Below are 22451 nucleotides of genomic sequence, written 5' to 3'. Positions count from 1 at the left end.
GGCCGCGCGCGGCCGGGGCCCGCAGCCGCACGGTCAGGACATGCTGGCCCTCGGGGCGCCCGGGCCAGGGTCGATCCTGGTCGGGCCGCCGGCGGACGGGCGTACGTCGAAGTTGAAGATCTCGGTGGGCAGGTAGACCGTCGCGCAGGAGTTGGGGATGTCCACCACCCCGGAGAACCGGCCCTCGATCGGCGCCGCGCCGAGCAGGAGGTACGCCTGCTCGGGCTGGTAACCGAAGCGGGTCAGGTAGTCGATGGCGTGCAGGCACGCGCGTTGGTAGGCCAACTGCGAGTCGAGGTACCGCTGCTGGCCGTCGAGGGTGACGGAGATTCCGGAGAAGGCCAGCCACTGGCTGAACTGCGGCGGCGTGTTCCCCGGCAGGAAGATGGCGTTCTCGGCGACGCCGTACGTCTGCATGCCGTTCTTGATCAGGTCGACGCGCAGGTCGATGAAGCCGCCCATCTCGATGGCGCCGCAGAAGGTGATCTCCCCGTCGCCCTGGGAGAAGTGCAGGTCGCCCACGGACAGGTTCGCGCCGGGCACGTAGACCGGGTAGAAGACCCGGGTGCCCGCGGTGAAGTTCTTGATGTCCTGGTTCCCGCCGTTCTCCCGGGGCGGGGCGGTACGCGCCGCCTCCGCCGCCACCCGGTCGAAATCGGCGCCGGTGAGCGTGCCGAGGATCGCGTCGTGGGGCTCGGGTGGCAGGGACAGGGGCGGTACCCGATCCGGGTCGGCGGCCCGCAGCGCTCCCTCGCGCCGGTTCCAGGTGGCCAGCATCCCCGCGGACGGGGCGGTGCCCATCAGCCCGGGATGCGTGATCCCGGTGAACTCGACCCCGGGGATGTGCCGGGAGGTGGCCTGCCGACCGGTGAAGTCCCAGATGGCCTTGTAGGCGTCGGGGAACTGCTCGGTGAGGAAACTGCCGCCGTTGCCGGTGGCGAACACGCCGGTGTACCCCCAGCCCTGGCCGGCCAGCGGTCCGGAGTCCTCCTGCGGGATGGGCCCGAGGTCGAGGATGTCGACGACGAGCAGGTCACCGGGTTCGGCGCCCTGCACCGCGAAGGGGCCGCTGAGGGCGTGGACCCTGGTCAGCGGGGCGTCCCGGATGTCCTCGGCCGAGTCGTCGTTGTGGATCGCCCCGTCGAACCACTCCCGGCAGTGGACGCGGAACGACTGGCCGGGCCGGACGGTGGCCACGGGCGGGATGTCCGGGTGCCACCTGTTGTGGCCGATCTTCTCCTGGTCGGTGAACCGTCTGGCGGAGTCGAGCGGGAACAGTAGTTCGGGCATGTCGTTCTGCCTTTCGGTCGGGCTGGTGGAACGGGCCGGTGTGGGCCGGTCACCAGCGGGGCAGGCGGGCGTGGGCCGGGTTCGGTGACCGCCGCACCGGTTGCCGGCCCGGGACGCGCGTCACGACGTCCGGCGTCTCCGCGCTGCGCTCCGCCCGGTCGATCGCCCGGCGCAGGGGTGCCGGTGTGCGGCTGAGCCGGGGCACCGAGAAGACCCGGGTGGCCCGGCCCCCGCACCGTGGGCAGCGCGCCGCCGGGCCGGCGGCGCCGATCGGCAGCGTGGTGTCGAAGCTGCCGTCCTGTGGGCATCGGTACTCGTACGTGGCCATCTCCACCGCCCCCTCGCAGCGTCTCGCGGACGGCGGTCGGCCTGCGGCTGAATCGCCCGCATGCCCATCCTCCGCCGTTTTCGCCCTCAAATGGCATGAAGCCACCAACGGGGGACAGCCGAAGGGCCGGCGGGGGCTCGCGCCCCCGCCCACTGACCGGGCCCGGGTCGACGGGCGACATCCGGGTGGCGGAACCCTACGGCGCGTCGACGACCTCGCGCCCGAGGGGCCAGAACGCGGCGGGTACGAGCTTGAAGTTCGCGATGCCGAACGGGATTCCGACGATCGTGACGCAGAGCGCGACGCCGGCGAGGACGTGGGACAGCGCCAGCCACCAGCCGGCCAGCACCACCCAGAGGAGGTTGGCCAGGCCGGAGGGGGCGCCGGCGCCGGGCTTGGGCACGAGGGTGCGGCCGAAGGGCCACAGCGAGTAGCTGGCCAGGCGCAGTGAGGCGACCCCGAACGGGATCGTGACGACCAGGACGAAGCAGATCAGGGCGGCGATGCCGTATCCGACTGCGAGGACGAGACCGCCGCCGAAGACCAGCCACAACACGTTGAGCAGAAAGCGGATCACCCCTCCAGCATGACCCCCGCCCGCCACCGGCGCGGTCGCGCTACCCCTCGCGGGTGTCCCTGAGCCAGCCGAGTGCGGTGGCGCGGGTCCTGCCCATGCGCTCCGCGAGCCCTCGGGTCTGCGCGTCGGAGCCGTTGGTCCGCCTGGCATCGGCGAGCCGTGCGCCCTGCTCCACATGCTCGCGCAGGGTCTGCCCGATGGCGCTGTCGAACGCCGGGCCGCGTAGGGAGCGCAGCGCGACGAGATCGGCGGGAACCACCATTCCCGGCAGGTCGTGCCCCTCGTGCTCGTTGACCGCCGGACGCCCGGCCCTGCCGCGCAGCCGCCGCAGGTCGTCCAACTCCGCGCGCCGGCCCGCCGCGATCCGCCCGGCCATCTCGCGGACCCCCTCGTCGGTGCCTCCCGCCACGGGCCAGGCGTTGAAGAAGTCGCCGTGCATCGTGAAGCCGGCGCCGGAAGCGGGCCAGGTCACCGCTCGCCGGGTACCGGATCACCTGGCGCAGCTTCGGCACGGGCACCCGGGTGGGTGGACGGGCGGTCGCTGTTGACCGGGTACGCCATGTGGCTCTGGTGGTTCGCGACACGCCGTACTGGGTGGCCCGCTGGGTCGCGCTGACCCGGACGTACCGGCCGCTGCCGGAGACGGCGAGATCCTGTGTGCCGCCTGGTCCGGTCGTGGTGCTGTAGGCGGTCGTCCAGGCATTGCCGTTGGAGCGGCTGGTGGGGCACGCGGGCGGACGGCCGGGTTGCCGCCCGCCCGCACTGACGGAGTTGGACGCGGCTACGGGGTGACCGCGATGTTGGTCAGGCCGTTGACCGCGTTCGTGACCGTGTTCGAGGCGTGTACGACGTTGGGGTTTCCCGGGCACTTCGAGGTCGAGGAGACGTATACGGCGTACCGGCCGACGCCGCCGAGGTCGGAGGTGTTGCCGCGCCAGACGTTGCCGCAGCCGTACCCGGTGAGGAGGTTGTGGGTCTCGTAGCCGTTGGCGAACGTGCCCGGCGCGCGGAACGTGCCGGTGTTGCCCTCGATGAGGTAGCCGTTGCCCTTGGCGTCGATCCACGAGTCGCCGGAGTTCACGCCGGAGATGCCCTGGCCGTCGAAGGTGTTGCCACGGATCACGCCGCCCTCGGTGCCCTCCTTGACGTCCACGTGTTCGGCCGTCACGCGGGGGCCGATCCGGTTGTCCAGCACCTGCACCCGGTCGGAGCGGTCCATCCCGCCGGAGTTGCCGTGGCAGCCGAAGTTGGACTGGGCCGAGCCGAGGTAGACCCCCTCGCCGTAGCCGGGCTGCGTCAGGCCGGTGTCGGTGATCACCGAGTTGCGGATGATCCCGTCCGCGGAGGAACGGCGGAAGTGCACCGCCTCGTCCTCGGTGTGGTGCACGTACACCCCGTCGATGGTCACGTGGTGGGAGTTGTCCAGCACGATGCCCTTCTTCGACTCGGCCACGGTGAAGCCGGTCAGGTTCCAGTACGGGGCGTCGAAGAGCCAGAGCCCGTACCCGGAGTCCCAGCCGGCGGTCGGCGCCGGGCAGCCCGGCCCCGTGCCGGCGGGCCCGTCGTTGACCAGCACCGCCCCGCGCGGGCCGGTGAGGGTGACCCGGGACGCGGCCGTGCCGGCCCGGGTGGTGACGAAGGAGCCCCGGTACGTGCCGGCGGCGAGCTGGATCGTCTGCCCCGGCGCCGCCGCGGCGAGGGCGGCCTGGAGCTGGGCGGCGGTGGAGACGTTCACCGTCGTGCCGGGCGGCGCGGTCGTGGGCGGCGTCGTGGGCGGCGGCGGTGTGGTGGGTGCCGGCGTGGTGGGTGCCGGCGTGGTGGTCGGCGCGGGGCCGCCACCGGCGCACGGGTCGCCGTTGACCGTGCAGTTGGTGGGGTTGCCCGCGCCGCTGACGTTGAAGCCGAAGCTCTCGCTGCCGCCGGGGGCGATGGTGCCGTTGTAGCCGGCGTTGGTGAAGCGGTAGTGCTGGCCGCTCTGGGTGCGCACGGAGCTCCAGGAGTTGCTGACGCTGGTCCCGGTGGGCAGGTCGAACTCGACTGTCCAGGTGGTCACGGCGGCGGCACCGCCGTTGGTGAGGACGTAGTCGGCGCCGTAGCCGCCGGGCCAGGTCGAGGCCTTGACGAGGCTGGCCGCCAGGCCCCCGGCGGCCCAGGCGAAGGGGGCGGCGCTGACCGCGAGGGCGACGGTGAGGCCGGCGGCGCCGGCGGCCAACCATCGATGGGAGGTCTTCACTGGCATAGCCCTTCGTTGATGCATGCGGTTGGTGGGATGCCCGGCCGCTGACGTCGAGCCAATCCCTCGATATCGGTACACGTGGTTATACTCGGTCATGCGTCGCGTGCTCGCCTGCCTGGTCGCCATGCTCGTGGCCAGCCCCGTCGTCATCACCGCGTAGGCGGCCTCCGCAGCTACCACGCCCGCGGCGCTCGTCATCGGCGGCGACTTTCCCCGACCCGGACGTGATCAAGGTCGGCAACACCTACCACGCCTATTCGACCAACAACGGCTTTGGCGACGTGCCGGTCGCAACGGCCGCCTCGCTGACCGGGCCGTGGACGGGGCGGCCGGACGCGCTGCCCACCCTCGGCGCCTGGGCCGACGGCGGCCTCACCTGGACTTCGTCGAGATCGCGTAGGCCGACGGGCGGTCCGCAGACGCTCCGCTGCGGGCAGCCGGCCCGGTTCCCCAAGCTCACAGGCCCGCGCACGGGTCGTCGTCCACCGTGCAGCCCGCCGGCTCCTTGGTGAGCGGGTCGGCGTCGCGGATCTCGAACCGGATGGTCTGCGACCGTCGGGGCGGCACGGCCGACCCGGTGAAGACGACGGTCTGCCCGTCCTGCCGCCAGTCCGCCCCGCTCACGTCCCGCACCGAGCTGCCCCGGGGCAGGGTGACGACCACCGTCCAGCCCCGGGCCGCCGCTCCGGCCCGGTTGTCGACGACCACCTCGCCGGTGTAGCCGAAGACACGGGTCGACACCGTCTCGTACCGGGCGCTCAGCGCCGCCGTCGGCGACGGACTCGGGGTGGGCGTACGCGACGGCCTGGCCGTGACGGTGCGGCTGGGCCCGGCGCTGCTCCTCGGGGCGGTCCGGGTCGGCCGGGCGGAACGGGTCGCCCGCGACGGGCCGCTCGTGGCGGGCGCGGCGCTCGAACCGGTCGGCAGGGGCAGCGGGTCCGGCGCCGCCCGGCGCTGTGGTTCGGCCGGCAACAGGGCCCACGCCGTCAGCCCGGCGGCCAGCACGGCACCGCTCAGCACTGCGAACAGCGCGATGCGGCGGCCGGTCGGCGTCGGCACGTCGCCGGGCAGCTCGGTCACCGGCAGCACCGCGGTCGCCGCGAAATCGTCACGCCGAAGGTCGACCTGCTGGAAGGCCAGCCAGTCGAGGATGGCCGGCAGCCGCCCGGTGAGCGCCTGCTGGTAGCACTGCTCGCGGTGCACGCGCTGTTCGACGGGCCAGGCGCCGTGCTCGAGGGCCTCCCGGACCGACAGCCGGCAGCCCTCGGCCGTGGGCGTGATCACGCAGGTCAGCAGGGTGCGCCGGCCGGCCTCGTGACAGCGCAGGGCGATCAGCTCCGGCTTCCGCCGGTCGGTCACCTCCGCGTCGACGGCGGCGTCGAAGCCGGGCAGCCCCGCCGTGTACAGCAGCAGCCGGCCCGGCCTGCCGGTGATCGCCTCGGCTGCGGTGAACCACCGGGCGAGCAGCCCCGGATCCGTCACCGCGTGCCATACCCGGTCGGCGGGGTGGGACAGGTCGATCTGCGCGCCGATCTCGATCACGGCGAGACTCTACGGGCCTCGATGGCCCCTGGCGGCCCGGTGCCAGCACGCCTTTCCGAGTAGCGGCTGCTCGTCGGCGTCGCCGCAGGCTTCCCCAGGTCTGCCGGAGGTGCCGGGCGCCGTGGCGGGGCCGGCGTGGGGTGTGCCCCTCGCCTCGTCGTTCGCGTCCGGGCCGCGCCGGTGACGGCGGTCACCGGCGCGGTCGGGCCGCGTGAAAACGGCGTCAAGAAACGGCCCGTCGCCGTCATGGTCGCGTGAAGGCCCCTGTCCGCACGGCGCCGGAGGCGTTGTGATTGCCCGGCGCGACCGGAAGTCGGTCGCGGCAACCGAGTCGGGTAAGAGGAGTCAGCCGTGTCTGACGTGGTGTTCGTGCTGGTGACGGTGGCGCTGTTCGTGGCGCTCACCCTCGTGGTGAGGGGCGTGGAGAAGCTGTGAGCGCCGTCAACGCCGTCGGCCTGGTGCTGGCGATCGGCCTGGGTGTGTTCCTGGTGGTCGCCCTGCTGTTCCCGGAGCGCTTCTGATGACCACGACAACAGCCGGTGTGCTGTTCATCCTCTCGCTCGTGGTGGCGCTGGTCGCCGTCCACAAGCCGTTCGGTGATTACCTGTACCGGGTGGTCGCGGGCACCCGGCAGTCCCGCGTCGAGCGGGGCGTCTACCGACTAATCGGGGTCGACCCGTCCGCCGGGCAGACCTGGGGTGTGTACGCCCGCGCGGTGCTGGCGTTCTCCGCCGTGTCGATCCTGTTCCTGTACGCGTTCCAGCGCCTGCAGCAGCACCTGTGGCTGTCCCTCGGCTTCGACCCGGTCGTGCCGCACGGGGCGTGGAACACGGCGGTGTCGTTCGTGACCAACACCAACTGGCAGTGGTACTCCGGCGAGTCGACCATGGGCCACCTGGTGCAGATGGCCGGGCTGGCGGTGCAGAACTTCGTCTCCGCCGCCGTCGGGATCGCCGTCGCGGTCGCCCTGGTCCGCGGTTTCGCCCGCAGCCGTACGGGCGAACTGGGCAACTTCTGGGTCGACCTGACCCGGATCACGCTGCGGGTCCTGCTGCCCGTCTCGGTGCTCGGGGCGCTCGCGCTGATGCTCGGGGGAGTGGTGCAGAACCTGTCCGCCGGCACCGACGTGACCACCCTCACCGGTGGGGCACAGGCGATCACCGGAGGGCCGGTCGCCGGCCAGGAGGTGATCAAGGAGTTGGGCACCAACGGCGGGGGCTTCTACAACGCCAACAGCGCCCACCCGTTCGAGAACCCGACGGCCTGGACGAACTGGCTGGAGATCTTCCTGATCCTGTTGATCCCGTTCAGCCTGCCCCGGGTCTTCGGCCGGATGGTCGGCCAGAACCGGCAGGGGTACGCCGTGGCCGCCGTGATGGCGGTCCTGGCGGTGGCGAGCGTCGCCCTGACCAACGTCTTCGAGCTAACCGGTCACGGCACGGTGCCGCAGGCGGTCGGCGCGGCGCTGGAGGGCAAGGAGGTGCGGTTCGACGTGTCGAACTCGGCGACCTTCGCCGCCGCGACGACGCTGACCTCCACCGGGGCGGTGAACTCGTTCCACGACTCGTACACCGCGTTCGGCGGGATGATGCCGCTGGTCAACATGATGCTCGGCGAGGTCGCTCCGGGCGGCGTGGGTGCCGGTCTCTACGGCCTGCTGATCCTCGCGGTGATCACGGTCTTCGTGGCCGGCCTGATGGTCGGCCGGACCCCGGAGTACGTGGGTAAGAAGATCGGCTCACGGGAGATCAAGTTCGCCTCGCTGTACTTCCTGGTCACCCCGGCGCTGGTGCTGACCGGCACGGCGGCGGCCTTCGCCACCGGCAACGCCGTGACCGCGCTGAACACCGGCCCGCACGGCCTGTCCGAGGTGATCTACGCGTTCACCTCGGCGAGCAACAACAACGGCTCCGCGTTCGCCGGCATCACGGTGAACACCCCGTGGTGGAACACCGCCCTGGGACTGTGCATGCTGCTCGGCCGGTTCCTGCCGATCATCTTCGTCCTCGCCCTGGCCGGCTCCCTGGCCCGCCAGGCGCCCACCCCCGCCTCCGAGGGCACCCTGCCGACCCACCGACCCCTGTTCGTCGGGATGGTCGTGGGCGTCACGGTGATCCTCGTGGCCCTGACCTACCTGCCCGCGCTCGCGCTCGGCCCCCTGGCCGAAGGGCTGTGACCACCATGAGGAACGACGACATGACCCTTTCCCCGCAGGCGCCGCACGGTGGGGCCGACCCGGCCACCCCCGGCACGCCCGCCACCCGGGGCGACCGGATCGGCGGCGGCCTGCTCGACCCGAGGCAGCTGCTGACCTCCCTGCCGGACGCGCTGCGCAAGCTCGACCCGCGCACCCTGTGGCGCAACCCGGTGATGCTGATCGTCGAGATCGGCGCGGCCTTCACCACCGTCCTCGCGGCGACCGACCCGTCGGTCTTCGCCTGGGCCATCACCGGCTGGCTCTGGCTGACGGTGCTGTTCGCCAACCTCGCCGAGGCGGTCGCCGAGGGCCGGGGCAAGGCGCAGGCCGCCACCCTGCGCCGGGCCAAGCAGGACACCGTCGCCACCCGACTGGTCGGCTGGACCCCGGGCGTCCGCGCCGACGCCTACCGCGACGAGGCGGTGCCCGCGCCCGAGCTGCGCCAGGGCGACGTCGTGCTGGTCCACGCCGGCGGGATCATCCCCGGCGACGGCGACGTCGTCGAGGGCATCGCCAGCGTCGACGAGTCGGCCATCACCGGCGAGTCCGCCCCCGTCATCCGGGAGTCCGGCGGCGACCGCAGCGCGGTCACCGGCGGCACCCGGGTGCTCTCCGACCGGATCGTCGTGCGGATCACCCAGAAGCCGGGGGAGAGCTTCATCGACCGGATGATCGCGCTGGTCGAGGGGGCGAACCGGCAGAAGACGCCGAACGAGATCGCGCTGAACATCCTGCTCGCCGCGCTCACCGTCATCTTCCTGCTCGCCGTGGTGACGTTGCAGCCCCTCGCCGTCTTCTCCAAGCAGTACCAGGCCGCCGCCCCGGACACCGGCGCGCTCACCGACGCGGGGGTCAGCGGCGTGGTGCTGGTGTCCCTGCTGGTCTGCCTCATCCCCACCACCATCGGCGCGCTGCTGTCGGCGATCGGCATCGCGGGCATGGACCGCCTCGTCCAGCGCAACGTCCTGGCGATGAGCGGCCGGGCGGTCGAGGCCGCCGGCGACGTCAACACCCTGCTGCTGGACAAGACCGGCACCATCACCCTCGGCAACCGGCAGGCCGCCGAGTTCCTGCCGGTCGAGGGGGTGACCGCCGCCGAACTGGCCGACGCGGCGCAGTTGGCCAGCCTCGCCGACGAGACCCCCGAGGGCCGGTCCGTGGTGGTCCTGGCCAAGAACGAGTTCGGGCTGCGGGAACGGGAGCCGGGCCTCGTACCGCACGCCACGTTCGTGCCGTTCACCGCCCAGACCCGGATGAGCGGCGTCGACCTCACGCCGGACGCGACGGTCGACGGCGGTGCCACCGGGCCCGCGCGGCGGGTCCGCAAGGGCGCGGCGGCGGCCGTGATGAAGTGGGTCCGCGAGCACGGCGGCCACCCCACCGAGCAGGTGGGCCAGGTCGTCGACGGGATCAGCGGCATCGGCGGGACGCCGCTGGTGGTGGCCGAGCACGTCGACGGTGAGCCGGCGCGGGCCCTCGGCGTGATCCACCTCAAGGACGTCGTGAAGGCCGGCATGCGGGAACGGTTCGACGAGATGCGCCGGATGGGCATCCGCACCGTGATGATCACCGGCGACAACCCGCGGACCGCGAAGGCGATCGCCGACGAGGCCGGGGTGGACGACTTCCTCGCCGAGGCCACCCCGGAGGACAAGCTCGCCCTGATCAGGCGCGAGCAGGAGGGCGGCCGGCTGGTCGCGATGACCGGGGACGGCACCAACGACGCCCCGGCACTCGCCCAGGCCGACGTCGGGGTGGCCATGAACACCGGCACCTCGGCGGCGAAGGAGGCCGGCAACATGGTCGACCTCGACTCCGACCCGACCAAGCTCATCGAGATCGTCGAGATCGGCAAGCAACTGCTCATCACCCGGGGCGCCCTGACGACCTTCTCGATCGCCAACGACATCGCGAAGTACTTCGCCATCATCCCGGCCATGTTCGCCGGCATCTACCCCAGCCTGGACACGCTGAACGTCATGCGGCTGGCCAGCCCGGAGTCGGCGATCCTCTCGGCGGTCATCTTCAACGCCCTGGTGATCATCGCGCTGATCCCGCTGGCCCTGCGCGGCGTCCGGTACCGACCGGCGGCGGCGGCCGAGCTGCTCAGCCGCAACCTGCTGGTCTACGGCCTCGGCGGCATCATCGTGCCGTTCGTCGGCATCAAGCTCATCGACCTGCTCATCCAGTTCATCCCAGGGATCTCGTGATGCGCCTACCCACCTGGCTCGCCCAACACCTCGCCGCCCTACGCGCCCTGCTCGTGTTCACCGTCCTGCTCGGCCTGGCGTACCCGCTGGCCCTGGTCGCCGCCGGCCGCCTGCCCGGCCTCAACCACAAGGCCGACGGTTCGCTGATCGGCGCGCAGGGAAGGACTGTCGGCAGCGCGCTGATCGGCCAGTCCTTCACCGACGCCGACGGCAACCCCGTCCCGCGCTACTTCCAGTCCCGCCCCTCGGCGGCCGGCGACGGCTACGACCCCACCTCCACCGCCGCCTCCAACCTCGGCCCGGAGAGCGTCGTCGACACCCTTGCCGCCGACCCGGCCGAGTCGACCGAGAGCCTGCTCACCCAGGTCTGCGCCCGCAGCCTGACGATCGGCCGGCTCGACGGCGTCGACGGGCGGCGGCCGTACTGCACCACCGACGGGGTGGGCGCGGTGCTCGCGGTGTTCCGCGCCGAGGGGCTTACCGGCCAGGTCACCCGGGTGGTCAGCGTCAACCAGGCCGCCCCCGCCACCCCGTTCGTCGCCACCTACCAGGGCGTGCCGGTCGAGCTGGCCCAGCCCGGCACGGACTACGTCGCCGAGGGCGCAGTGGTCACCCCGGTCCGCGGCGACGCCCCCGCCGAGCCGGCCGTCCCGGCGGACGCGGTCACCGCCAGCGGCAGCGGCCTCGACCCGCACATCAGCCCCGCGTACGCCGAGATCCAGGTCGCCCGGGTGGCCCGGGAGCGCGGCGCGGACCCGGCCGCGGTCCGGCGGCTGGTGGCCGAGCACACCAACGGCCGGGCGCTCGGCTTCCTGGGCGCCCCCGGGGTTAACGTGCTGGAACTGAACCTCGCCCTCGACCAGCGGTTCGCCGCTCGTTGAACCGATCGCCGGGCGGGCCACGACAGGCCCGCCCGGCGGTCACCGCCACGTTCACGGCCGCGCCGCCGGACGGCCCGCCCACCGGAAGGACCTGCCCGTGCCCAGAGGTGAACTGCGCATCTACCTCGGGGCCGCGCCCGGCGTCGGCAAGACGTACGCGATGCTCCAGGAGGCCCGACGGCGGACCGACCGCGGCACCGACGTGGTGATCGGGCTGGTCGAGACCCACGGCCGCCCGCACACCGCCGCCATGGTCGGCGACCTGGAACAGGTGCCCAGGCGCACCCTCGCGCACCGGGGCGTCGAGTTCACCGAGCTGGACCTCGACGCGCTCCTGACCCGCCGGCCCGAGGTCGCGGTCGTCGACGAGCTGGCCCACACCAACGTGCCCGGCTCCCGCAACGACAAGCGCTGGCAGGACGTGCAGGAGCTGCTGGACGCCGGCATCTCCGTGCTGTCCACGGTCAACGTCCAGCACCTCGAATCGGTCAACGACGTCGTCGCCCAGATCACCGGCACCACCCAGCGCGAGACCGTCCCCGACGCCGTCGTCCGCGCCGCCGAGCAGGTCGAACTGGTCGACATGACCCCGGAGGCGCTGCGCCGCCGGATGGCACACGGCAACATCTACCGCCCCGACAGGATCGACGCGGCGCTCGGCAACTACTTCCGGATCGGCAACCTCACCGCCCTGCGCGAACTCGCCCTGCTCTGGCTGGCCGACAAGGTCGACGACCAGCTCGGCGCCTACCGCGCCCAGCAGGGCATCTCCGACACCTGGGAGGCCCGGGAACGCGTCGTCGTCGCGCTGACCGGCGGGCCGGAGGGCGACACGCTGATCCGCCGGGCGGCCCGGGTGGCCGCCCGGGGCCGGGGCGCCGACCTGCTCGCCGTGCACGTCACCCGCAGCGACGGCCTGGCCGGCGTCGACCCCGCCCGGCTGGCCCGCCAGCGGGTGCTGGTGGAGAGCCTGGGCGGCACGTACCACCAGGTGCTCGGCGCGGACGTGCCGGCCGCGCTGCTCGACTTCGCCCGCGGCGTCAACGCCACCCAGCTCGTCCTCGGCGCCAGCCGCCGGGGCCGGTTCGCCCAGCTGTTCAGCCGGGGCGTCGGGGTCACCACCACGGCCCTGTCCGGGCCGATCGACGTGCACCTGGTCACCCACCCACAGGCGGGGCGGGGCCGGCGGGCCGGCGGGTTGCCGGCCGCGCTGTCCCGGCGGCGCCGGCTGCTCGGCTTCGCCCTCGCCGGGCTCGGCATGCCGGCGCTCACCGTGGTGCTGCGCACGCTGCCCGACCTCACCCTGACCAACGACATCCTGCTGTTCCTCGCCGGCGTCGTCGGGGTGGCGCTGGTCGGCGGCCTGTGGCCGGCGCTGGTCGCCGCCCTCGGCGGATCGCTGCTGCTGAACTGGTTCTTCACCCCGCCGTTCCGCACGCTGACCATCGCCGAGGCGGACAACCTGCTCGCCCTGGGCGTCTTCGTCGGCGTCGCCCTCGCGGTGAGCTGGGTCGTCGACGTGGCCGCCCGGCGTACCCGGGAGGCGGCGCGGGCCTCCGCCGACGCGCAGACGCTCGCCACCGTCGCGGGCGGCGTGCTGCGCGGCGAGCGCCCACTGCCGGCGCTGCTGGACCGGCTGCGGGAGACGTTCGCGCTGCGTGCCGTCAGCGTCCTGGAGCTGGCCCCCGACGCCCGGGGACGCCCCGGCCGGGCCCACGAGCAGGACGCCTGGCGGCTGGTGGCGTCCGTCGGTGAGACGCCGGCGACCAGCCCCGACGCCGGGGAGACGGCGGTACCGGTCGACGACCGGCTCACCGTCGTGCTGTCCGGCCGGCGGCTGGAGGCCGCCGACCGGCGGGTCGTCGAGGCGTTCGCCGCCCAGGCGGCAGTGGCGCTGCGTCAGGAACGCCTCGCCGAGGAGGCGGCGACCGCCCGGCCGCTGGCCGAGGCCGACCGGATGCGCACCGCGCTGCTCGCCGCCGTCAGCCACGATTTGCGTACGCCGCTCGCCTCGGCGAAGGCGGCGGTGAGCAGCCTGCGCAGCCACGACGTCGAGTTCGACGCCGACGACCGGGACGAGCTGCTGGCCACCGCCGACGAGTCCCTGGACCGGCTGGGCCGCCTGGTGGCGAACCTGCTGGACATGAGCCGGTTGCAGGCCGGGGCGCTCGGGGTGGCCGCCGTCGCGATCGGGTTGGAGGACGTGGTGCCGAGGGCCCTGGACGAGCTGGGCCCGGACGCCGCCGACGTCGCCACCGACATCCCCGCCGACCTGCCCGCCGCGCTGACGGATCCGGGCCTGCTGGAACGCGTGCTGGTCAACATCGTCGCCAACGCCCTGCGGCACAGCCCGCCCGGCCGGCCGCCCACCGTCACCGCCAGCGCCCACGCCGGGCAGGTGGAGCTGCGGGTCATCGACACCGGCCCCGGCATCCCCGAGGACCAGTGGGAACACGTCTTCCTGCCCTTCCAGCGCCTCGGCGACCGGGACAACCAGGCCGGGGTGGGGCTCGGCCTCGCCCTGTCCCGCGGCCTCGCCGAGGCGATGGGTGGCACCATCACCCCCGAGACCACCCCCGGCGGAGGGCTGACCATGGTGCTTCGCCTGCCCGCCGCTGCCCCGACCGGCACCGGAGGGCCGCAGGAATGAGCCGCATCCTCGTCGTCGACGACGAACCGCAGATCCTGCGTGCCCTGCGCATCAACCTGCGCGCCCGCGGCTACGACGTGCAGGTCGCCGACACCGGTACGGGTGCGCTGCGGGCCGCCGCCGCCCACCCGCCGGACCTGGTGGTCCTCGACCTGGGCCTGCCCGACCTCGACGGCGTCGAGGTGATCCGGGGCCTGCGCGGCTGGACGACGGTGCCGATCATCGTGCTGTCCGGCCGGGCGGGCAGCGAGGACAAGGTCGCCGCCCTCGACGCCGGCGCGGACGACTACGTCACCAAGCCGTTCGGCATCGACGAACTGCTCGCCCGCATCCGCGCGGTCACCCGACGCCTCGCCGCCCCGGCGGTCGACGGGGCGACGGCGGCCCCCCGGGTGGGTCGGCACACCGTCGACCTCGTCGACCGCACGGTGACCCGCGACGACGGCGCGGAGGTCCGGCTCACCCCCACCCAGTGGGCCGTGCTCGACAGGCTGCTGCGCCACCCCGGCAAGCTCGTCAGCCAGCGCCAACTGCTGCACGAGGTGTGGGGGCCGGAGTACCAGAACGAGACCAACTACCTGCGTCAGTACATGGCCCAACTGCGGCGCAAGCTGGAGGACGACCCGGCCCGCCCGCGACACCTCATCACCGAGCCGGGAATGGGCTACCGCTACCGCCCCTGACCGGGGCTCGTCCGGTGTCGCCGCCGCGGCCTCAGCCGCCGCAGTAGAGCAGCCGGTTGGGCGAGCCGGCCCCCGGAGTGCCGACGACGCCGGCGGTGGCGGTGCCGATGAGATGGGCGGCCACCTGGGCGGGGGTCCAGGTGGGATGGTCCTGGAGGACCATGGCCACGCACCCGGCGGTGTGCGCGGCGGCCATCGGCCCGCCGCTGATCGTGTTGGTGGCGGTGTCGCTGGTGTGCCAGATCGAGGTGATGCCCTGGCCGGGGGCGAACAGGTCCACGCAGGAGCCGTAGTTGGCGGAACTCATCCGGGCGTCGGTCGGGGTGGTGCCGGCGACGGTGAGCGCCGCCGGCACCCGCGACGGGGAGTAGTTGCAGGCGGTGGTGGCGGAGCTGCCCGAGGTGACGGTGTAGGTGACGCCGGAGTTGATGGAGGCGGTGACCGCGCTGTCGAGCGCCGTGCTGGCGCTGCCGCCCAGGCCCATGGTGGCCACGGCGGGCTTCACCGCGTTCGCGGTGACCCAGTCGACCCCCGCGATGACCTGCGCGTAGGTGCCGCTGCCGGCGCAGTTGAGCACCCGCACCGGGACCAGACGGACGTCCTTGGCGACCCCGTACTGCTGGCCCCCGACCGTGCCGGCGATGTGGGTGCCGTGGCCGTTGCAGTCGTCGGCGGGCAGGGCGCCGTCGACGGCGTCGTACCCCCCGCCGACGGAGCCGGTGAAGTCGACGTGGGTGGCGCGGATGCCGGTGTCGACGACGTACGCGCGCACGCCCGGCGCGGTGTTCGGGTAGGCGTACTGCTGGTTGAGCGGCAGCAGGTGCTGGTCGATGCGGTCGAGTCCCCACGACGGCGGGTTGAGCTGGACCCCGGCTGCCAGCGACACCACGTGGTTCTGCTCGACGTACGCCACGGCCGGGTCGGCGGCCAGTCGCCGGGCGGCCCGTTCCGGCAGGCGGGCCTCGAACCCGCGCAGCGCGGCGCGGTAGACCTGGCCGACGGAGCCGCCGTACCGTTCGGCGAGCCTCGTGGCCGTGGCGGCGTCGGCGGCCCGCCCGCCGGCGTCGGCGAGCACCACCACGTAGCTGCCATCGACGGCGGTGACGCCGCCCGCGTGCAGGATGTCACCGGTGGCCGGGGTCGCGCCCGCCGGAGCACCGGCCATGGCGGCGGCCAGTACCGGGGCGAACAGGACGGCCGCAGCGGCCGACCGGCGGCGGTTCGGTGGCGGCGTCATCTCCCGGCCCTCCCGTGATCTGGCCGTCCCCGGGGCCAGATGCTGCCGGGGAGACGGCGCGAACGGACTGGGCCGAGCCTACCTGTCATCCAAGTGGATGAATGTATATCGGATGCCTCATACCGTGGCCCTATGCCTCGTCGGGCCGTCGAGGGCTGAGACCACGCCCGCGCATCGCCCCGGGCTGCGCTGCGGGATAGTTCACGGGTGAGGGCCCGGGAGGTCGCATGACCCTGTTCACGTGCGCGGGTTGCGGCACCCCGCTGACCGTGCCGGTGTCGCGGGTGCCGCTTCCTGCCCACGCCGACCAGCGGTACGGCCACGGGTTGCTCGGCGTGTTGATGGAGCCCGGGACGTATGCGGTGCGCCCCGATCCTTTCGGGCCGCCGTGGCGACCCTGGGCCCAGGTCGGTGCGGCTGAGGCGGAAGCCCGTGGTGTGTACGCGCCGGAGTACGCGCTGTCGTGGGGACCGCGAGGAGCTGTCGTGGTAGCACCGGGCGACATGCGTGGGACCGGCTTCATCCCGGGGCGGTCCGGTGGCTCGTGCTGCGGCTTTGACGAGGTAGGCGGCCCAAATCTCGCGTGTGTCCGGTGCGGGCGACCGGTAGCGACCCGCGTCGACGACTGCGGACGCTGGCAGGCGGTGTGGCTGGACCCGGAGGCGGTCCGCCGCGTCACCGGCGATGCCTCCCCACCTCAGGCGCTCGGGTGGGAGCTGCGGAAACTGTCGGAGCGATCTTGTACCGTCCCGGCCCGTGAGCACCCAACAGACGTACCGGTACCTGGGATCCTCGACGCTGCGCCGCGACGGTCTCGCGTTGCAGACCAGCGGCGGCCCGGCGCCGAACCCCCGGTTCTTCACCGGGTTCCTCACCACACCCCAGCAGGCCGCCGTCGGGCTGCTCGCCGTCGCCGAGGTGGCCCGCACCCGCTACTACCGACCGGTCAGCCCGGCGAGCCTGGACCCGGTCGTCACCGGCAGCCGGGACCGGCTCCGGTTCGAGTCGTTCTCCGGCTGCTGCGGCGTCTACGCCCGCCTCGACGCCCTGCCGACCGGGCTCGACGGCGACGTGGTCGAGCATGGCACCACCAACGTCGACGTCAACAACCCGTTGCGCGAGGCGCTCGCCCGGGTCGGCGGCCTCGACCCGCTGCACCTGTCGGTCGGCCCCGACGACCTGACCGTGTCCACCATGGACGGTGCCGTCGTCGAGAAGAAGGTGCCGCTGCCGGTGCGTTGGCTGCGCGGCTTCGCCGAGGTGCAGGTGCTCGCGGCGGCGTTCGAGCCGCGGGCGGAGATCCCGGCGGCCGAGGCCGCCGTCTTCCTGCGCCGGCTGCCGACGTCGAACGACCGGTCGGTGCTCTGGGCGGTGCCCGCGGGGCGGTCGCTGCGGCTGACGTCCCGGCCCGTCCCCGGCGCGGTCTGCCTCGCCGGCGCGGGCCGGCTGGCCGCCCTGCGCGGCATGCTGCGCTTCGCCCGGACCCTGCGCGTCTACGGGCCGACCGCCGCGCCCGGCTCGGCGGCGCTGCCCAGCACCTGGGAGCTCGACACCGGGGCCCTGCGACTGTCGCTGACCCTCTCGCCCGAGCCCTACCGCGGGTTCTCCGGCGAGGGCGCCGCGCTGACCGCCCTGGCCGGCGACGACGTCATCGACGACGCCGAGCTGGTCTCGGCCCTGCTGTCCTGGGACCCGACCGTCGACGTCGACGCCCTGGCCACCTCCGCCGGTATCGACGCGGCCCGGGTCCGGGGCGCCCTCGCCCAGCTCGGCACCGCCGGGCGGGTCGGCTACGACGTCTCCGAGGCGGCCTACTTCCACCGCGTCATGCCCTACGACGCAGGCCGGGCCGAGCGGGACAACCCGCGGCTGGTGGGTGCGCGGGCGCTGCTCGACGCCGGTGCCGTCGCATCGGACGAGGCGGGCGCCACCGTACGCAGCGGCGACGAGGTCTACCGGGTCCGCCGGCTGCCCGACGGCGAATTCAACTGCACCTGCCCCTGGTGGGCCAAGCACCGTGGCCAGCGCGGGCCGTGCAAACACGCGCTGGCCACCCGGATGGCCACGGCCGACGTGCGGGAGCGGGTGTGAAGACCACGGTCCGGCGCCGGTGGGAGTTGGCGGCCGGCGGCACCAGCGACCTGTTCGACCTGATCGACGCCGGGTCGGCCGACCTGATCGTCGACGCCCTGGCCGGGCTGCCCGAGGACCGCCGCCGCGCCGTCGGCGCCGCCCTGACCGAGTGGTTCAAGGGGCAGCGGTCCTTCTGGGGCGCGGGTAAGGGCACCGCCCTGGCCGTCCTCGCGGTCGGTTGCCTGCCCAGCGCGGCCCAGGCCGGCGCGATCCTCGCCCGCCGCTCCGTCGCCGCCGACGGCGAGCGGGCGGCGAGGCTCGTCCGCGCGGTCGCCGCCGACCGCGGCGTCACCTGGCTGCCCGACCTCGCCCGGCGGATGGTCGACAAGCTGCACCGCGACACCTGGGTCGAGCACTGGCGGTTCGTCGCCGCGCTGCTGCCCCCCGACGCCGAGCCGCCGTCCGGGGACCGGTTCGTCGAGCTGTGGGTGCAGTCCCTGTCGAGCCCCGACCGGCGGCTGCGCGGCGCGCCGGTGCCACTGGTCGACCGGCTCCGCGCCGACCCGCTCCTGCCGGCGCTGCTGCCCCGGCTGTTCGAGGTCGACGGCCTCGGCGCGCCGATGATGTTCGACGAGATCGTCACCGACTGGCGGGACCGCCGCCCGCACGCGCTTCCGACCGCGCTGGCGCAGCTCGCCGCCGAGGGCCTCGTCGACCGCACCACCTTGCTCGACGGCGCTGTCGGCCGGCTGCTGCGCGGCGACCGACCGGTCGCGCTGCGGGCCTTCACCATTCTGCTCGGACAGCTCCGACCCACCACCGACGAGGTCGCCGCCCACCGCGCCGACTACCTGCGACTGCTCGCCGACGCCCCGGCCACCGTCGCGACCATGGCCCAGAAGGCGCTGCGCGAGGTGTCCGACCTGGAACTGGAGGCGGTGCTCGACACCTCCCGCGAGGTGCTGGCCCGCCCGGACAAGGCGCTGGTGCGCGGCCAGCTCACCTGGCTCGACCGGCTCGCCCGTGGGCACCGGGACCGGGCCGCGGAGATCGCCGAGGTGATCGCCGTCGCGGCCGAGCACCCCGCCGTCGACCTGCGCGAGCGCGCCACCGCGCTGGCCACCCGGCACGGCCTCGCCCCGAGCGCCGGTGCGGGCCCGGCGGTCACCGGGCCGCGCGGCGACGACCTGCCGCCCCCGGGGCCGTCCGCCCCCGCCCCGGCCCCGATCACCGACGTCGACGAACTCGCCGAGGAGGTCGCCGCGCTGCTGGGGACCGAGCAGCACGGGGGGCCGCTCGACCGGATCCTCGACGGGCTGGTCCGCCTCACCGCGACCGACGGCACGCGGGTGCGCGCCGCACTCGCCCCGGTCCTCGCCCGGCGGCACTGGTCCTGGGCCAGCGAGCACAGCTGGGACCCGTGCTGCCTGTGTGGCCTCGTCGGCGACGTGCTGGAACACGCCGGCGAGCCCCGCCCGGCGGCCCCGCAGCGCAGCCGGTGGGGCGCGCTGCTCGCCGCCGTGCGGCGTACCGACCGGTCGCCCGCGCTACCGGAGCTGGTCGCCACCGACCCCCGGGTCCCGGCGCCGCATGCCCTGCTGCGGGCCCGGTTCGCCGAGATCGGCCACCACCTCGGCGAGCCGGGCCACCCCGGACTGCTCGCGACCCCCACGTTGGCCAACGGCGCGCTCGACCCGCTGACGCTGCTGGAACGCCTCACGGCGCTCGGAGACCGGGAGCCGTGGCACTGGGATCTCACCCAGGCGCTGCTGCGCCTGCCGACCGGCGCCGACGAGGCGCTGGCCGGCAAGGCCGGGGCGCTGCGCACCCCGGCCGGCGACCAGCTCGCCGGCTGGCTGCGCTCCGGTGGGCTGCCGGCCCCGGTCATCCGGGTCACCACCCTCGCCCGCCGGGCCCGGAAGTCGGGCTACGACTGGGAGTACGACCAGTTGCCGGCCCGCCGCGTCGCGGTCGAGCTGCGCCCACCGCACGGGTACGACGACCGGTACGGCCTGCTGACCAGCGACCCGCCGCCGGTGGAGACGGAGTACCACGGCTGGACGCGGCTCTGGCCGTCGGTCCTGCCCCACCACCTGGGCGTGGTCGCCGCGTACGTCCTGCCGGAGGTGGCTGCCGCCGCCGACATGGACCGGCGTGACGGCGCGGTGGCGCTGCCGTCGCTCGTTGAGTGCGGCGGCCCCGGTGGGGCCGCCGTCGACCTCGCGCTCGCCTACGGCCTCGGCGCCCGCCACGGCACCGACCGGATCGCCACGTTGGACGCCCTGCTCGGCCTGGCCGGCGCCGGTCGCCTCGACGCCACCGGGGTGGGCGGGCATCTCGGTGCGCTGGTCGCCGCGCAGGTGGTGAAGCCGACCCGCGTGGTCGAGCCGCTGCGCGACGCGGCCGCGGCCGGGGCCCCGCTGAGCGTGTGGCGGCTGCTGGCCGCCGCATTGCCGCCGCTGCTCGCCGCCCCGACGCCGCCCCGGGGCCTGCCCGACCTGCTGACCCTGGCGGCGGAGACGGCCGCGAGCACCGGGGTCCGGATCGAGGTGGCGGGGCTGGCGGAGATCGCGGGCCGGGGCGGGACGTCCCGGATGGTGACCGAGGCACGTCGCCTGCACCGGGTGGTCACCGCCGCCTGAGGACGCGGTCGGTACCGTCGGAGCGGGCGGGCCCGGGCCGCCGGACAGCGGCGGCTGGCGGGCCGCCCCGGGGGCGGCCCGTCGGTAGCTGGGCGAGGGCCGGGTCGGCGGCCGGCGGGCCGGTGCGGCCGGGGCGAGGAGGAACGGTGGAGGATCCGGTGCCCGTCGTCATCGTCGGCGCCGGGCCGACCGGGCTGGTGGCGGCCCGGCTGCTCGCCGTCCACGGTGTCCGGTCTGTCGTGCTCGACCGGTGGCCGGCCGCCTATCCCCGGCCGCGCGCGGTCCACCTCGACGACGAGGTGTGCCGGATCCTGCACCGGGCGGGGGTGCACGAGGAGTTCGCCGCGGTCTCCCGGCCGGCCGAGGGGCTGCGGCTGCTCGGCCCCGACCACCGTGTCCTGGCGCAGTTCAGCCGGGGCACGGCGGACGGACTCCACGGCCATCCCCAGGCGAACATGTTCGACCAGCCGCGACTGGAGGCCATCCTTCGCCGCGCCGTCGACCAGGACCCCCTGGTCACCCTGCGCGGCGGCGTCGAGGTCACCGCCGTGTCCGCCGACGGCGACGGCCCGGTGGCCGTCGCCGTCACCGACCGGGGATCGGGGGAGCGGCAGGCGCTGCGCGCGCGGTACGTTCTCGGCTGCGACGGCGCGAACAGCACCGTCCGCGCCCGGATCGGGTCGAGGATGCGCGACCTCGGCTTCGCGCAGCGCTGGCTCGTGGTCGACGTCGACACCGCCGCCACGATCGACGCGTGGGAGGGCGTGCACCAGGTGTGCGACCCCCGCCGGGCCGCGACCTACATGCGCGTCGGGGCGCGACGCTACCGCTGGGAGTTCCGCCTGCTGCCCGGTGAGACGGCGGCGGCCATGTCCGCTCCGCAGACCCTGCACGAGCTGGTCCGGCCGTGGACGCGGGACCTGCCGTTCGAGGAGCTCGCGGTGGTCCGCTGCGCCGAGTACACCTTCCGCGCCCAGATCGTCGACCGTTGGCACGCCGGGCCCGTGTTCCTCCTCGGCGACGCCGCCCACCTCACCCCGCCGTTCATCGGCCAGGGGCTGGGCGCCGGTCTCCGGGACGCCGGCAACCTCGCCTGGAAGCTCGCCGCCGTGCTGGCCGGCGCCCTGCCCGCCGCCGCGCTGGACAGCTACGAGACCGAGCGGAGGCCCCACGTCACTGCGCTGATCCGACTCGCCGTGGGCGTCGGCCGGGCCATGACCCAGGGCGGTGAGGCCGGCAACCTGCTGCGCCGGCTCCTCGCGCCCCGGCTGGTCCGCGTTCCGGGCCTGCGGGCCAGGGTCCTCGACAGCACGACCCCGCCCCTGCGACGCTCGGCCCTGCGCCGACGGCGTTGGTCGCCGTGGAGCCGCAACGGCCGGCTCTGCCCGAACCCCGTCCTGGGCGACGGCCGTCGCCTCGACGACGTGCTCGGTTCCTCCTTCGCGGTGCTCACCGTCGGGTCGTTGCGACCGCAGGCGGTCGCCGAGGCGCGACGGCGGCGGGTGGTGCTCGTGCCCGTGGAGCCGGCCTCGGGTCTCGGGCGATGGCTGCGCCGAGGCGGGGCCCGCGCGGCGCTCGTGCGTCCCGACCGGACGGTGATGCGGACGGGCGGCGACGTGGCTGCCCTGCTCAGGGCCGCACCGGTCCTGCCGCCGGCCGCGCCCCCGACAGCGCCGCCCGCTCGGCCCGACCCAAAAGGGAGCCGACGGCGCGGCGCCCCTGCGTAACGGACTCCGCGCAGCGGGTGGGCAGGCGTTGGACTGCGGACCGGGGCCGGGGGCAGTGCCGGGCGGCCAACTGGTAACAGTCTTGACAGAAATTGTTCACATCGACAAACTTCGTTGAGAGCGCTCTCTGGATGGCCCGCGGCCCTCGTCCCGCCGCGACCGCCCACCGTACGACCTC

At 74.3% G+C, this 22451-nt stretch carries 16 protein-coding genes; 9 read left to right on the top strand and 7 right to left on the bottom strand.

Features of this window, described 5'->3' with window-relative positions; translation table 11 throughout:
• Nucleotides 1-33 precede the first annotated feature (33 nt).
• From fmdA to ACFYZF_RS26915, 6 genes are all read right to left on the bottom strand, one after another.
• The gene (gene fmdA, locus ACFYZF_RS26940; protein ID WP_387025374.1) at nt 34-1290 is read right to left on the bottom strand and encodes a formamidase; all 1257 of its coding nucleotides are present in this window, start codon (nt 1288-1290) and stop codon (nt 34-36) included.
• Between the two features lie 49 nt (nt 1291-1339).
• Complete coding sequence (locus ACFYZF_RS26935) at nt 1340-1618, bottom strand: FmdB family zinc ribbon protein (RefSeq protein WP_387025372.1); 279 nt, start codon at nt 1616-1618, stop codon at nt 1340-1342.
• Between the two features lie 196 nt (nt 1619-1814).
• Nucleotides 1815-2195 (bottom strand): YccF domain-containing protein, encoded by a 381-nt coding sequence (locus tag ACFYZF_RS26930; protein WP_387025370.1) that lies wholly within the window; start codon nt 2193-2195, stop codon nt 1815-1817.
• 40 nt (nt 2196-2235) lie between these two features.
• Nucleotides 2236-2667, bottom strand: coding sequence for a DUF305 domain-containing protein (locus tag ACFYZF_RS26925; protein WP_387025368.1), 432 nt, complete (start codon nt 2665-2667; stop codon nt 2236-2238).
• A 309-nt stretch (nt 2668-2976) separates the two neighbouring features.
• Nucleotides 2977-4434, bottom strand: a complete 1458-nt coding sequence (locus ACFYZF_RS26920; protein ID WP_387025366.1) for a cellulose binding domain-containing protein — start codon at nt 4432-4434, stop codon at nt 2977-2979.
• A 453-nt stretch (nt 4435-4887) separates the two neighbouring features.
• Nucleotides 4888-5973 (bottom strand): SRPBCC domain-containing protein, encoded by a 1086-nt coding sequence (locus ACFYZF_RS26915; protein WP_387025364.1) that lies wholly within the window; start codon nt 5971-5973, stop codon nt 4888-4890.
• A 431-nt stretch (nt 5974-6404) separates the two neighbouring features.
• On the opposite strand from ACFYZF_RS26915, the gene kdpF reads away from it, so the two are divergent.
• The 6 genes from kdpF to ACFYZF_RS26885 all read left to right on the top strand — a co-directional run bounded on the left by kdpF (nt 6405) and on the right by ACFYZF_RS26885 (nt 14594).
• Nucleotides 6405-6494, top strand: a complete 90-nt coding sequence (gene kdpF, locus ACFYZF_RS26910; RefSeq protein WP_036343797.1) for a K(+)-transporting ATPase subunit F — start codon at nt 6405-6407, stop codon at nt 6492-6494.
• A complete protein-coding gene (gene kdpA, locus ACFYZF_RS26905) occupies nt 6494-8149 on the top strand; it encodes a potassium-transporting ATPase subunit KdpA (protein ID WP_387025362.1) in 1656 nt (551 codons plus the stop codon). The genes kdpF and kdpA overlap by 1 nt, the downstream gene beginning before the upstream one ends.
• Nucleotides 8150-8169: 20 nt before the next feature.
• A complete protein-coding gene (gene kdpB / locus ACFYZF_RS26900; protein ID WP_387025359.1) occupies nt 8170-10380 on the top strand; it encodes a potassium-transporting ATPase subunit KdpB in 2211 nt (736 codons plus the stop codon).
• On the top strand, nt 10380-11261 hold the full coding sequence (locus ACFYZF_RS26895) for a potassium-transporting ATPase subunit C (RefSeq protein ID WP_387025357.1): 882 nt from the start codon (nt 10380-10382) through the stop codon (nt 11259-11261). Before kdpB ends, ACFYZF_RS26895 begins: the two co-directional genes overlap by 1 nt.
• 97 nt (nt 11262-11358) lie before the next feature.
• Nucleotides 11359-13911: a DUF4118 domain-containing protein gene (locus ACFYZF_RS26890; RefSeq protein WP_387025355.1), complete on the top strand. Its 2553-nt coding sequence runs from the start codon at nt 11359-11361 to the stop codon at nt 13909-13911.
• Nucleotides 13908-14594: a response regulator gene (locus ACFYZF_RS26885; RefSeq protein ID WP_387025353.1), complete on the top strand. Its 687-nt coding sequence runs from the start codon at nt 13908-13910 to the stop codon at nt 14592-14594. Before ACFYZF_RS26890 ends, ACFYZF_RS26885 begins: the two co-directional genes overlap by 4 nt.
• A gap of 31 nt (nt 14595-14625) precedes the next feature.
• Here ACFYZF_RS26885 and ACFYZF_RS26880 read toward each other — a convergent pair whose 3' ends face one another.
• A complete protein-coding gene (locus ACFYZF_RS26880; RefSeq protein ID WP_387025351.1) occupies nt 14626-15831 on the bottom strand; it encodes a S8 family serine peptidase in 1206 nt (401 codons plus the stop codon).
• 756 nt (nt 15832-16587) lie between these two features.
• On the opposite strand from ACFYZF_RS26880, the gene ACFYZF_RS26875 reads away from it, so the two are divergent.
• The 3 genes from ACFYZF_RS26875 to ACFYZF_RS26865 all read left to right on the top strand — a co-directional run bounded on the left by ACFYZF_RS26875 (nt 16588) and on the right by ACFYZF_RS26865 (nt 22273).
• Nucleotides 16588-17922: an SWIM zinc finger family protein gene (locus ACFYZF_RS26875; RefSeq protein WP_387025349.1), complete on the top strand. Its 1335-nt coding sequence runs from the start codon at nt 16588-16590 to the stop codon at nt 17920-17922.
• Complete coding sequence (locus ACFYZF_RS26870) at nt 17919-20546, top strand: DUF6493 family protein (RefSeq protein WP_387025347.1); 2628 nt, start codon at nt 17919-17921, stop codon at nt 20544-20546. Before ACFYZF_RS26875 ends, ACFYZF_RS26870 begins: the two co-directional genes overlap by 4 nt.
• Nucleotides 20547-20692: 146 nt before the next feature.
• Nucleotides 20693-22273, top strand: a complete 1581-nt coding sequence (locus ACFYZF_RS26865) for a bifunctional 3-(3-hydroxy-phenyl)propionate/3-hydroxycinnamic acid hydroxylase (RefSeq protein WP_387025345.1) — start codon at nt 20693-20695, stop codon at nt 22271-22273.
• Nucleotides 22274-22451: the final 178 nt, after the last annotated feature.

Source organism: Micromonospora sp. NPDC001898 (genome assembly GCF_042891255.1).
Taxonomy (GTDB): domain Bacteria; phylum Actinomycetota; class Actinomycetes; order Mycobacteriales; family Micromonosporaceae; genus Micromonospora.
The sequence above is the reverse complement of the archived record's forward strand: the minus strand, read 5'-3'. Positions and strand labels throughout refer to the sequence as shown.